11 protein-coding genes are annotated in these 12,062 nt (G+C 68.6%); 9 read left to right on the forward strand and 2 right to left on the reverse strand.

The window, feature by feature from the left end; translation table 11 throughout:
- Positions 1-66 precede the first annotated feature (66 nt).
- The gene (locus ACLBX9_RS01165; RefSeq protein WP_010682609.1) at positions 67-1,551 is read right to left on the reverse strand and encodes a sigma-54-dependent transcriptional regulator; all 1,485 of its coding nucleotides are present in this window, start codon (positions 1,549-1,551) and stop codon (positions 67-69) included.
- A 270-nt stretch (positions 1,552-1,821) separates the two neighbouring features.
- On the opposite strand from ACLBX9_RS01165, the gene ACLBX9_RS01170 reads away from it, so the two are divergent.
- The 9 genes from ACLBX9_RS01170 to recJ all read left to right on the forward strand — a co-directional run bounded on the left by ACLBX9_RS01170 (position 1,822) and on the right by recJ (position 11,485).
- Positions 1,822-3,693: a M3 family oligoendopeptidase gene (locus ACLBX9_RS01170; RefSeq protein WP_447717614.1), complete on the forward strand. Its 1,872-nt coding sequence runs from the start codon at positions 1,822-1,824 to the stop codon at positions 3,691-3,693.
- Positions 3,694-3,749: 56 nt separating this feature from the next.
- Positions 3,750-3,980, forward strand: a complete 231-nt coding sequence (locus ACLBX9_RS01175; RefSeq protein ID WP_447717615.1) for an AbrB family transcriptional regulator — start codon at positions 3,750-3,752, stop codon at positions 3,978-3,980.
- On the forward strand, positions 3,977-4,351 hold the full coding sequence (locus tag ACLBX9_RS01180; protein ID WP_447717616.1) for a type II toxin-antitoxin system death-on-curing family toxin: 375 nt from the start codon (positions 3,977-3,979) through the stop codon (positions 4,349-4,351). The genes ACLBX9_RS01175 and ACLBX9_RS01180 overlap by 4 nt, the downstream gene beginning before the upstream one ends.
- A gap of 84 nt (positions 4,352-4,435) precedes the next feature.
- Positions 4,436-5,797, forward strand: a complete 1,362-nt coding sequence (locus ACLBX9_RS01185) for an ABC1 kinase family protein (protein WP_447717617.1) — start codon at positions 4,436-4,438, stop codon at positions 5,795-5,797.
- Positions 5,798-5,919: 122 nt separating this feature from the next.
- Positions 5,920-6,213: an aa3-type cytochrome c oxidase subunit IV gene (locus tag ACLBX9_RS01190; protein ID WP_010682605.1), complete on the forward strand. Its 294-nt coding sequence runs from the start codon at positions 5,920-5,922 to the stop codon at positions 6,211-6,213.
- 208 nt (positions 6,214-6,421) lie between these two features.
- Positions 6,422-7,651 carry a Re/Si-specific NAD(P)(+) transhydrogenase subunit alpha gene (locus ACLBX9_RS01195; RefSeq protein ID WP_010682604.1) on the forward strand — a complete coding sequence of 410 codons (1,230 nt, stop codon included), beginning with the start codon at positions 6,422-6,424 and terminating at the stop codon, positions 7,649-7,651.
- Positions 7,652-7,675: 24 nt separating this feature from the next.
- Positions 7,676-8,131 (forward strand): proton-translocating transhydrogenase family protein, encoded by a 456-nt coding sequence (locus ACLBX9_RS01200; RefSeq protein ID WP_010682603.1) that lies wholly within the window; start codon positions 7,676-7,678, stop codon positions 8,129-8,131.
- Between the two features lie 4 nt (positions 8,132-8,135).
- Positions 8,136-9,533 carry an NAD(P)(+) transhydrogenase (Re/Si-specific) subunit beta gene (locus ACLBX9_RS01205; RefSeq protein ID WP_010682602.1) on the forward strand — a complete coding sequence of 466 codons (1,398 nt, stop codon included), beginning with the start codon at positions 8,136-8,138 and terminating at the stop codon, positions 9,531-9,533.
- Positions 9,534-9,658: 125 nt separating this feature from the next.
- The gene (gene recJ / locus ACLBX9_RS01210; protein ID WP_447717618.1) at positions 9,659-11,485 is read left to right on the forward strand and encodes a single-stranded-DNA-specific exonuclease RecJ; all 1,827 of its coding nucleotides are present in this window, start codon (positions 9,659-9,661) and stop codon (positions 11,483-11,485) included.
- 12 nt (positions 11,486-11,497) lie between these two features.
- On the opposite strand, the gene ACLBX9_RS01215 is transcribed toward recJ, so the two are convergent.
- Positions 11,498-11,992: a CAP domain-containing protein gene (locus tag ACLBX9_RS01215; protein WP_010682600.1), complete on the reverse strand. Its 495-nt coding sequence runs from the start codon at positions 11,990-11,992 to the stop codon at positions 11,498-11,500.
- Positions 11,993-12,062 lie beyond the last annotated feature (70 nt).

Consider the following 12,062-nt stretch of genomic DNA (forward strand, 5'->3'; position numbering starts at 1 on the left):
CCCCGGATGTCCTGCGCGACCGCGTCGGTCAGATCCGTCCCGTGCGCTACCGCACGCGATGGTCGTTCAGGCCGCGTCCTCGGACTTCTCGTCGCCTTCGAGGCCGAGGTCCTTCAGCTTACGGTAAAGGGTCGATCGGCCGATTCCGAGGCGCCGCGAGACCTCCGACATCCGCTGCCGGTAGAATTGCAGCGCGTACCGGATGATCTCCGCCTCCAGCACCTCCATCGGCTTCATCTCGCCGGTCTCCTCGGCGACGAGCGACATGGCGTGGGGATCGCGCACCTCGACGCGCACGATCTCGCGCACCGGCTCCGGAGCGTAGGCCGGCAGCACCTGCTGCTGGGGTGCGGCCGGGATGCGGACGTCGAAACCTTCGACCTGCGCGGCGATCTGCGGGAACTCGGCGACCGTCAGCTCGTCGCCGTCCGCCAGCACCACGGCCCGGAACACGGCGTTCTCGAGCTGCCGGACGTTGCCCGGCCAGGGATAGCGCGTCAGGAGGGCCATCGCTTCCGGGGAGATCGCGCGCACCCGTTTGCCCTCCTCGGCGGAGAAGCGGGCGCAGAACGAGCGCACGAGGTCCGGGATGTCCTCGCGGCGCGCCCGCAGCGGCGGCAGGGTCATAGGGAAGACGTTGAGGCGATAGTACAGGTCCTCGCGGAACTTGCCCTGCTTGACCAAGTCAAGCAGCGAGCGGTTGGTCGCCGACACCAGCCGGATGTCGATCCGCACCGGGCGCTTGCCGCCCACCGGATCGACCTCGCCCTCCTGCAGCGCGCGCAGCAGCTTGACCTGCGCGTCCAGAGGCAGTTCGCCGATCTCGTCCAGGAACAGCGTGCCGCCCGAGGCTTCCACGAACTTGCCGGCGTGCTTCTCGGTGGCGCCCGTGAAGGCGCCCTTCTCGTGGCCGAACAGGGTCGATTCGACGAGGTTATCGGGGATCGCCCCGCAATTCACCGTGACGAACGGCTTGCCCCGCCGGTCGCCGGACCCCTGGATCGCCCGCGCCAGCACCTCCTTGCCGACGCCGGACTCGCCCTCGATGAGGACCGGGATACTGGACTTCGCCGCCCGCTCGGCGAGGCGGATAACCCGCTCCATGTCCGGGCTCTTGGAGGTCAGGTCCTTGAAGGTCAGCGCGCCGGACGCCCGGCGTCGCATCCGCCGCACCTCCTCCTCCAGGGTGTCCACCCGCAGGGCGTTCTTGATCGAGACCTGCAGGCGCTCGGCCCCGGCGGGCTTGACAACGAAGTCCACGGCGCCGGCCCGCATGGCCGTGACCACGGTATCGATGGAGCCGTTGGAGGTCTGAACGATGACCGGCGTGGCGAGGCCGCTCTTGCGCATCTCGGCCAGCACACCGAGCCCGTCGAGCCCCGGCATCACGAGGTCGAGCAGCACGACGTCGGCCCCCTCGGATCTCAGCAGGGTCAGCGCGTCCATCCCGGACTCGGCGACCCGCGGCTCGAAGCCGAACCGGCGGACCGCCGCCTCGGCGAGGCGGCGCTGGACCGGATCGTCGTCCACGATCAGCACGGTGGTGGACATGAGGGCTCCCTGCACGGCGCACGTGGACCCGGCGCGCGACATGGGCGTTATCCCGGCCGCAGACGCCGATTCGGCGCGTGTTTCGTTTCGAGCCGTAGGGTGACCGACAGACGTAAAGTGCCGCTTAACGACGTTTGCGGCGCTTCGTCAGGCGCCGATTGCGTTCGGGTCGGCCCGTCACGTTGAACGCGGGTCGCCACATTCGATATCAGGGTACGGCCCCGAGACCCTGGCCGACGGCCTGACGAAACTTTGAGAGGAACGCCCGACATGATGCCGAGCCACGCCGCCTCGCCGGTGCACGTCCGTCTGCCGGAGGGCGTGAGCGCCGCGCGCGCCGCCGCGAAGGCCGCCGACCTCGGCCATCTCCCGGAATGGGACCTCTCGGATCTGTATTCCGGACTGGACGCGCCCGAGTTCTCCGGTGACCTGACCCGCGCCGAGGAGGAGTGCCGCCGGTTTTCCGAGACCTATGCCGGCCGCATCGCGGAGATCGCGGCCGGTCCCGACGCGTCCCGGCAGCTTGCGGAGGCGGTGCGCGCCTACGAGGGGATCGAGGATCTGCTCGGCAAGCTCATGTCCTTCGCCGGCCTGGTCTATTCGGGGGACACCACCGACGAGGCGCGCGCCAAGTTCTACGGCGATACGCGCGAGCGGCTGACCAATGCCTCGGCCGACCTCCTGTTCTTCGGCCTGGAGCTGAACCGGGTCGACGATGCGGTGATGAACGCCGCGATGGCCGACGGGCCGCTGGCCCATTACGCGCCCTGGATCGAAGACCTGCGCCGCGAGAAGCCGCACCAGCTCGACGACCGGACCGAGAAGCTGTTCTTGGAGAAGTCGGTCACCGCGAACGCCGCCTGGGACCGGCTGTTCAACGAGACGATCGCGTCTTTGCGCTTCTCGGTCCAGGGCGAGGAGATGCCGCTGGAGCCGACCCTCAACAAGCTCCAGGATCCCGACGGCGCCGTCCGCAAGGAGGCCGCCGGGGCGATCAGCACGGTGCTGCGCGCGAACCTTCGGGTGTTCACGCTGATCACCAACACGCTGGCGAAGGACAAGGAGATCTCCGACCGCTGGCGGGGTTTCAAGGATGTGGCCGAGGCGCGCCACCTCGCCAACCGGGTCGAGCCCGAAGTTGTCGAGGCCCTCGTCGACGCCGTGCGCGCCGCCTATCCTCGCCTGTCGCACCGGTATTACAGGCTGAAAGCCAAGTGGTTCGGCCAGGACTCGCTGCCGTACTGGGACCGCAACGCGCCCCTGCCCAAGGTTGAGCAGCGCACGATCCCCTGGACGGAGGCCCGCGACACGGTGCTGTCGGCCTACGACGCGTTCTCACCGGAGATGGCGGGGATCGCGAAGCGCTTCTTCGACGATCGGTGGATCGACGCGCCGACCCGTCCGGGCAAGGCGCCCGGCGCGTTTGCGCATCCGACCGTACCGTCCGTCCACCCCTATGTGCTGGTGAATTACCAGGGCAAGCCGCGGGACGTGATGACCCTGGCCCATGAGCTGGGCCATGGCGTCCATCAGGTGCTCGCCGGCCCGAACGGCGCCCTGATGGCGCCGACGCCGCTGACGCTGGCGGAGACCGCGAGTGTGTTCGGCGAGATGCTGACCTTCCGCAAGCTCCTCGCCGCAACCACCGACACGACCCAGCGCCGGGCGATGCTCGCCGCCAAGGTCGAGGACATGATCAACACGGTGGTGCGCCAGATCGCCTTCTACTCCTTCGAGCGGAAGGTGCATCTGGCCCGGGCCAAGGGCGAGCTGACGACCGACCAGATCAACGCGCTGTGGCTGTCCGTGCAGGCGGAATCCCTCGGGCCGGCGATCACGCTGGATGCGGGCTACGAGCCGTTCTGGGCGTACATCCCGCACTTCATCCACTCGCCGTTCTACGTCTATGCCTACGCGTTCGGCGACTGTCTCGTGAACTCGCTCTACGGGGTTTATGCCCGGGCGGAGGCGGGATTCGTCGAGCGCTATTTCGCGCTGCTGTCGGCGGGCGGGTCTAAACCCTACGGTGAGTTGCTCGCGCCGTTCGGCCTCGACGCGAGGGACCCTGGCTTCTGGCAGATCGGCCTCGGCATGATCGAGGGCATGATCGTGGAGCTTGAGGGGATGGAGGAGCAGGTCTGAGGACCGTTTCCGTCGGGCCGGCCAGGATGTTATACTTTCTGTATAACGTCCTGGACTTGATCCATGAAGCTCGAAGTCAAACGCGTCGGCAACTCGACCGGCTCATCCTGCCGAAGGCATTGGTCAATCGCCTGAACCTCCAGCAGGGACAATGGCTCCATGTGTCCGAGTTGCCGGATGGCGGGGTGCGGCTGAGCCCGTACGATCCGGATTTTCACGCCGCGATGATCGTGGTCGATGAGATCATGGACGAATACCGCGACACGCTTCGGACGCTTGCCAAATGAGCGAGCCCCGCTGGCTGACCTCAGAGGTCCGTGTCGCCCACGAGCGTCAGCTGGTTCGCTTCGGCGGCCCTGCTGGCCTGCACGACGAGAACGCCCTCGAGTCCGCGCTTGCCCTGCCGATCAACCGGTGGCGCTACGAGGAGGCCGACTTGGCCTCGCTCGCCGCAGCCTTCGGTCTCGCTCGAAACCACGCCTTTGTGGACGGAAACAAGCGGATCGCCTTCGTGGCGATGATGCTGTTCCTCCGGCTCAACAACGTGCGCTTCGCCCCGGATCAAGCCCAGGCGACTGTCGCCATCCTCGGCCTCGCGGCCGGCGAGATCGACGGGGCCGGCCTTACCCGCTGGATCCGGGACAACTGGCCGACCTGAGCCCGCGGCGGAGAGACCCACGCCTCTGGTGCGCCGCCGGGCGCGGCTTATGTCCAGAGCGACACCTCACAAGCAGATCGAGAGATGGCCGAGACCGATCGCGAAGCGAACCGCTTCTCAGCCCGCGCCGGGCGTTACGCCAGCGTGGGCGCTAATGTGGGCGGCGTGGCCGCCCGGATGGCGATGGCGCGGCTCTTCGGCAAGGAGGGCACCACGAATGCCGCCGCTCTGGCGCAGGCGCTCGGCGGCCTGAAGGGGCCGATCATGAAGGTGGCGCAGCTCCTCGCCACCGTGCCGGACCTGCTGCCGCCCGAATACGCGGCCGAACTCCAGAAGCTTCAGGCGGATGCGCCGCCGATGGGCGCCGCCTTCGTCCGGCGGCGGATGCAGTCCGAATTGGGCGCCGGCTGGCAGGGCCGCTTCGGCAGCTTCGACCTGAAGCCGGCGGCCGCGGCCTCGCTGGGCCAGGTCCACCGCGCCACCTCGAAAGAGGGCGAGCGTCTTGCCTGCAAGCTGCAATATCCGGACATGCAGTCCGCCGTCGAGGCCGATCTCAAGCAGCTGGAACTCGCCTTCGCTCTGCACCGGCGCATGAACTCTTGGCTCGATACCCGCGAGATCGCCAAGGAGATCGGGGCGCGCGTGCGCGAGGAACTCGACTACGAACGCGAGGCCAAGCACGCCGCCCTGTACGGCGCGGTGTTGCGGGACATCGCGGCGGTGCGCGTGCCAGAGGTCTACCCCGAGCTCTCGACCAAGCGCCTCCTGACCCTAGGCTGGCTCGACGGCGACAAGATCCTGGGCTTTGCCGAGGAGCCGGTCGAAGTGCGCAACCGCATCGCGCAGGCGATGTTCAAGGCGTGGTGGCACCCGTTCAGCCGGGCCGCGGTGATCCACGGCGATCCGCATCTCGGGAACTACACCGTCTTCTCCGAGGGCGGAGAGGCGGCCGGCATCAACCTGCTGGACTATGGCTGCGTGCGGATCTTCCATCCGCGATTCGTCGGCGGCGTCGTCGATCTCTACCGTGGGCTGCTTGAGAACGATGAGGCCCGCATCGTCCACGCCTACGAGGTCTGGGGCTTCAAGAATCTCGATCGCGAGAAGATCGAGATCCTGAACATCTGGGCGCGCTTCATCTACGGGCCGCTCTTGGAGGACCGCACCCGCACGGTCGCGGACGGCGTCAAGCCTGGCGAATACGGCCGCCGCCAAGCCTTCGAGGTGCATCAGGCCTTGAAGGAACGTGGTCCCGTGACGGTGCCGCAGGAATTCGTCTTCATGGATCGGGCCGCCGTCGGCCTCGGCGCGGTATTCCTCCACCTGCGGTCGGAGCTTAACTACCACCGGTTGTTCGAGGCCGAGATCGAGCATTTCTCGCTCGACACGCTGGCCGAGCGACAGGGCAAGGCGCTTGCCGAGGCGGGACTACCGAAGCCCGCCTGATACCGGTGTCGGATCCACCGCGAGAGCGATCAACTTGCGTGCGTCCGATTGCGGCAGGTAAACGCTTGAGCTACATCCCACCGTGACCGCAAGAAGTCGCGTCTTAGGGATACGAGCGCACGATGGCTGAGAGTGACACGGTGGCCGGGCACGCCTACAGCCCGGCGATGGACGCGAAGACCCACGAGCAGACCTATCGCGGCTTTGTCCGCTTCGTCGAGATCGCCACCGGCGTTGTGATCTGCTGGGTCCTCGCCCTCGCGATCGGCGGCATTCGCGAGGCGTGGCTCCTGGCCATCCTGGGCGTGATCGTGTCGGGCGCCGCCGGCGCACTCGGCGCGCTGGCCCCTGCGGTCGGCTGGCGCGGACCGCTCGTGGTCGGTGTGCTGCTGATCCTCTACCTGTTCTTCGCGTGACCCGATCCGGGCGGCTCTTCAGCCGCCCGCTTCGTTTGTCGAACCTGCCGGCCGGACGCCGAGCGGGGTTGATAATGTTTTGAGATCAATTCGATTGGGCACAAGTTACATTCGGCCCGGTTCCACCAACATAATTTAGGTCCGCCTCTCGAAAAGCGGTGTCGGTTCGCGCATTCGAGAGGCCGAGCTTATCCAGGGGAAGCCTCGCATGCGCATTGCTGTGCTGTCCGAGACGGACTCCGCGGAACCGCGCGTGGCCGCGGTCCCCGAGACCGTCAAGAAGTTCAAGGCGCTGGGCGCCGACGTGGTGGTGCAGTCCGGCGCGGGTCAGAAGGCCGGCATCCTCGACGAGGAGTACGAGGCCGCAGGCGCAACCATCGCCGGCAGCGCCGCCGATGCCGCGGGTGACGCGGACCTCGTGCTCAAGGTTCGTCGCCCCGGCGCCGAAGAGCTGCCGCAGTTGAAGCGCGGTGCCACGGTTGTGGCGATCATGGATCCCTACGGCAACGAGGCGGCACTGAAGGCCATGGCCGAGGCGGGCGTGGCCGGCTTCGCCATGGAGCTGATGCCGCGCATCACGCGCGCTCAGGTGATGGACGTTCTGTCGTCGCAGGCGAACCTCGCCGGCTACCGCGCGGTGGTCGACGGCGCCGCCGAGTACGGCCGGGCCATGCCGATGATGATGACGGCCGCCGGCACGGTTCCGGCCGCCCGCGTCTTCGTCATGGGCGTCGGCGTCGCCGGCCTCCAGGCCATCGCCACGGCCCGGCGCCTGGGCGCGGTCGTCACGGCCACCGACGTGCGCCCCGCCACCAAGGAGCAGGTCGAATCGCTCGGCGCGAAGTTCGTCGCCGTCGAGGACGACGAGTTCAAGCAGGCCGAGACCGCGGGCGGCTACGCCAAGGAGATGTCGGCCGAGTACCAGAAGAAGCAGGCGGAGCTCGTGAAGGGCCACATCGCCAAGCAGGACATCGTCATCACCACTGCGCTCATCCCCGGCCGGCCGGCCCCGAAGCTTGTCTCCGAGGAGATGGTGGCCTCGATGAAGCCCGGCTCGGTGCTGGTGGACCTCGCGGTGGAGCGCGGCGGCAACGTCGCCGGCGCCAAGCCCGGCGAGATCGTCACCACGGATCGCGGCGTGAAGATCGTCGGCCACGTCAACGTCCCGGGTCGGCTCGCCGCCACCGCCTCGAGCCTCTACGCCCGCAATCTGTACGCCTTCGTCGAGACCCTGATCGACAAGGAGTCGAAGGCGCTGGCCATCAACTGGGACGACGAGCTGGTGAAGGCCACGAACCTCACCCGCGACGGTTCGGTCGTCCACGCGTCCTTCCAGCCCAAGACCGATGGCGCCGCCTCGGAAGCCGCGTCCGTGGGGCTTGCCAAGTCGGAGGCCAACAAGGCGTCCGGCACGGCCGCCCCGGCGGGCGCGCAGTGAAGCCCGGCCGAGAGGAGTAGCAGAATGGCAAACGTCATCGTCCCTCCCGATCAGGCGGCCGATCAGGCCCGCGTGCTCGCCGACGCCGCCCGCGCCGCGGCCGCGGTGGCGCGCAACGCCGCCGACCAGGCCCAGGCTCTCGCCGACGGCATGGGCCACGGGCTCAGCGCCGCCACCGGCGGCGCCGTGGATCCGACAGTGTTCCGGCTGGCGATCTTCGTGCTGGCGATCTTCGTCGGCTATTACGTGGTCTGGTCGGTGACCCCGGCGCTCCACACGCCGCTCATGTCGGTCACGAACGCGATCTCGTCCGTGATCATCGTCGGCGCGATCCTCGCCGTCGGCGTGCCGCTCATCGAGAAGGGCACCGGGCTTGCCCGGTTCTTCGGCTTCATCGGGATCGTGCTCGCCAGCGTGAACATCTTCGGGGGCTTCCTCGTCACGCAGCGCATGCTCGGCATGTACAAGAAGAAGGGCTGAGCCGGTGTCAGAGAACGTCTCCTCCCTTCTCTATATCGTCGCCGGCGTCCTGTTCATCATGGCGCTGCGGGGGCTCTCGCACCCCACCACATCCCGGCAGGGCAACCTGTACGGCATGGTTGGTATGGGTCTGGCCATCCTGACAACGCTGGTCGGCCACCCGCCGGCCGGCTTTGGCGCCTGGATCCTGGTGCTGCTCGGTCTCGGCATCGGCGGCGGCGCCGGCGCGGTGATCGCCAAGCGCGTGCCGATGACAGCCATGCCGCAGCTCGTGGCGGCGTTCCACTCGCTGGTGGGTCTCGCGGCGGTCTTCGTGGCGGCGGGCGCGCTCTACGCGCCGCAGGCCTTCGGCATCATCGAGAACGGCCACTTCCACAAGCAGTCGCTGTTCGAGATGGGTCTCGGCGTCGCTATCGGCGCCATCACCTTCACCGGCTCGGTGATCGCCTTCGCCAAGCTCGACGGACGGATGTCCGGCAAGCCGATCATGCTGCCGCAGCGCCATCTCATCAACGGTCTGCTGGCTGCCGGCCTCGTGCTGCTGATCGCCCTGTTCATCGGCACCGAATCGAAGGCGCTGTTCTGGCTGATCGTCCTCGCCTCGCTGGTGCTGGGCGGCCTGATCATCATCCCGATCGGCGGCGCCGACATGCCGGTGGTCGTGTCGATGCTCAATTCCTACTCGGGCTGGGCGGCGGCCGGCATCGGCTTCACCCTGGGCAACCTCGCGCTGATCATCACCGGCTCGCTGGTCGGATCCTCGGGCGCGATCCTGTCCTACATCATGTGTCACGCGATGAACCGCTCGTTCATCTCGGTCATCCTGGGCGGCTTCGGCGGCGACACCGCCGCGGCCGGCTCCGGCCAGGTCGAGACGCGGCCGGTGAAGCAGGGCTCGGCGGACGATGCGGCCTACATCATGAAGAACGCCGAGCGGGTCATCATCGTCCCCGGCTACGGCATGGCGGTCGCCCAGGCGCAGCACTCGCTCCGCGAGATGGCCGACATGCTGAAGAAGGAGGGCGTCGACGTGAAGTACGCCATCCACCCGGTGGCGGGCCGCATGCCGGGTCACATGAACGTGCTGCTGGCCGAGGCCAATGTGCCTTACGACGAGGTGTTCGAGCTGGAGGACATCAACGGCGAGTTCCCGCAGGCGGACGTGGCCTTCGTGATCGGCGCCAACGACGTTACCAACCCGGCGGCCAAGACCGACAAGGCCTCGCCGATCTACGGCATGCCGATCCTCGACGTGGAGAAGGCCAAGACCGTGCTGTTCATCAAGCGCGGCATGGGTTCCGGCTACGCGGGCGTCGAGAACGAGGTGTTCTTCCGCGACAACACCATGATGCTGTTCGGGGATGCCAAGAAGGTCGTCGACAGCGTGCTCAAGTCGCTCTGAGACACCGGTCTCCGGCGCTTTGACGGGGCGGGCAGCGATGCCCGCCCTTTGTCGTTTCGGCCCCAACGTGTCGAGCGCGCGCTGTTGCGGGTCTGCGCGGGATTTGGCGACCGAGCCGGTGTAGGATGGCGTCCGTGTCCTGTGCTCCGTCCCTTGCCGAACCCGCGGCCTATCTGGGTGTCGCCGCCTCTGTAACGGGGCGGCGCTGGCAGGAGCGCTGTGTCGGCGGCCTCGTCCAGACCCACATCGCCAAGATGGTACAGGCTTACGGGCTGCCTGAATTGCTGGCGCGGGTGCTGGCGGGCCGCGGTATCGCGCCGGACGCGGTCGATCGATTCCTGGCACCGCGCCTGCGCGACCTGATGCCGGACCCGCTCGTCCTCCTCGACATGGAGGCCGCGGTTGACCGGCTCGTGCGCGCGGTCCGGCGCGGCGAGACCGTGGCGGTGTTCGGAGACTACGACGTCGACGGGGCCGCCAGCGCCGCGATGCTGGCGGACTACCTCCGCGGCCTGGGCCTCAAAGCGCCCATTCACATCCCGGATCGGATCACCGAAGGCTACGGTCCCAACAGCGCCGCCATCAACACGCTGGCGGCCGATGGGGCGACCCTGCTGGTCTGCGTCGATTGCGGCACGAGCGGTCACGCCCCGCTGGAAGAGGCCAAGAGGTCTGGCCTCGAGGTCATCGTCCTCGATCACCACGCCGCCACCGAGGTGCTGCCGCCGGCCCGCGCGATCGTGAATCCGAATCGGCTCGACGACCTCTCGGGCCTCGGCCATCTCTGCGCCGCCGGGGTGGTGTTTCTGACGCTGGTCGCCCTCAACCGCGCCCTGCGCATCGGGGGCTTTTTCGGTCCGGACCGGCCGGAGCCGGCGCTCACCAATGCCCTCGACCTCGTTGCGCTGGCGACCATTGCCGACGTGGTGCCGCTGTCCGGTCTGAACCGGGCCTTCGTCGCACAGGGTCTGACGGTGATGCGCCATCGCGGCCGCACCGGGCTCGCGGCCCTCCTCGATGCCGCCTCGCTCAGTGAGCCGCCCGAGGCGTGGCACCTCGGCTTCGTCCTCGGCCCACGGATCAACGCGGGAGGGCGCATTGGCGATTCGGCTCTCGGAGCCCGCCTCCTGACCACCGCCGATCCTTTCGAAGCGGCGCGGATCGCCGCCGAGCTCGACCGGCTGAACCGGGAACGGCAGGCGATCGAGGCACAGGCGGTGATGGAGGCCGAGGCGGAGATGGACCGCGCGCTGACCGGCGATCCCGCCCGGTCGGTGCTGGTGACCGGGAGCGACGCATGGCATCCCGGCGTCGTGGGCCTGATCGCGTCTCGGCTGAAAGAGCGCTTCAATCGCCCCGCCTTCGCCTTCGCGATCCGGCCGGACGGCACCGCGACCGGGTCCGGACGCTCGATCCCGGGCGCTGATCTCGGTCTGGCCGTGCGCGCCTGCGTGGAGGCCGGGCTCGCCAGCAAGGGGGGAGGGCACGCCATGGCGGCCGGCGTGACCGTGCGCGCCGACGACATCCCACGCTTCGAGGCTCACCTGTCGACACTTCTGGGCGCGAGCGTCGCCGTCGCGCGGGCGGCCGACGCCCTGCTCATCGACGGCAGCCTCAGCGCCGGCGGCGCCACCGCGGAGACCGTTCGGCTGCTCGGGCGCGCCGGTCCGTTTGGACAGGGCGCCCCGGAGCCGATCTTCGCCCTCGGGCGCCACCGCCTCGTGGATGCCGGGCTCGTCGGATCAGGGCACGTCCGGGCACGCCTGCGCAGCCGCGATGGTCAGGCGGTCGGCGCGATCTGCTTCCGGGCAGCCGCGAGGCCGCTCGGTCTAGCCCTGCTCAACGGCATCGGCCGCGAGATGCATGTGGCCGGAACGCTGTCCTGCGACCGATGGCGGGGGGCCGAGCGCGCGCAGGTGCGGATCGTGGATGTCGCCCCGGCGGACAGCTGATCGACAGGCCGGTCAGGCCCCGGCCATCACCAGCGCCCAGAAGCGCTTGTAGCGAGTGCCCGGCGCGTCCACGCGAGCGATGCCGATCCGCCGGATCTGGGGGAGCAGCATATTCTTGTTGTGCTCGGGGCTGGCCTTCCAGCGGGCGAGCACCTGCTCCAGGGTTTCGGAGCCGGCACTGAGGTTCTCGGCCGCGTAGGATCGCGCCAGTCCGATGGCGTTCATGCGCGACGTAAAGCTTCCGCCGATCTCGTGGCTGAGCTGACCCTGACGGGCGTTGTTTCCAGCCTGGAAGGCGGCTGCCTTGACCAGGGTGGGGTCGACGACGACCGGGCTCAGACCGTTCTGGACGCGGTAAGCGGAGATTGCCGCCGCCGCCGCGACTTCGTCGAGGACCGCGGCGTGGGTGACGGTCTCTGCCGTCGGCTCGGGGCCGAAGGAGAGCCCGCCGCAGCCGGCGAGAGCGAGCGTCAGGGTGGCGGCGAGGGTGAGCTGAAGTTTCGGCACGGTCCGGCTTGGGCGCTGTGGGCTTGCGGGTTTGCGTCGGGGCCGGCTGTGGCGAAAGCGCGGCAGCCCC

Source organism: Methylobacterium sp. A49B, from assembly GCF_053346215.1.

Bases quoted from the DNA above. Each gene is read 5' to 3' on its own strand.
- ACLBX9_RS01185 (WP_447717617.1), top strand. From the start codon at position 4,436: ATGGCCGAGACCGATCGCGAAGCGAACCGCTTCTCAGCCCGCGCCGGG.
- ACLBX9_RS01200 (WP_010682603.1), top strand. From the start codon at position 7,676: ATGGCAAACGTCATCGTCCCTCCCGATCAGGCGGCCGATCAGGCCCGC.
- recJ (WP_447717618.1), top strand. From the start codon at position 9,659: ATGGCGTCCGTGTCCTGTGCTCCGTCCCTTGCCGAACCCGCGGCCTAT.
- ACLBX9_RS01190 (WP_010682605.1), top strand. From the start codon at position 5,920: ATGGCTGAGAGTGACACGGTGGCCGGGCACGCCTACAGCCCGGCGATG.
- ACLBX9_RS01195 (WP_010682604.1), top strand. From the start codon at position 6,422: ATGCGCATTGCTGTGCTGTCCGAGACGGACTCCGCGGAACCGCGCGTG.
- ACLBX9_RS01180 (WP_447717616.1), top strand. From the start codon at position 3,977: ATGAGCGAGCCCCGCTGGCTGACCTCAGAGGTCCGTGTCGCCCACGAG.
- ACLBX9_RS01170 (WP_447717614.1), top strand. From the start codon at position 1,822: ATGATGCCGAGCCACGCCGCCTCGCCGGTGCACGTCCGTCTGCCGGAG.
- ACLBX9_RS01165 (WP_010682609.1), bottom strand. From the start codon at position 1,551: ATGTCCACCACCGTGCTGATCGTGGACGACGATCCGGTCCAGCGCCGC.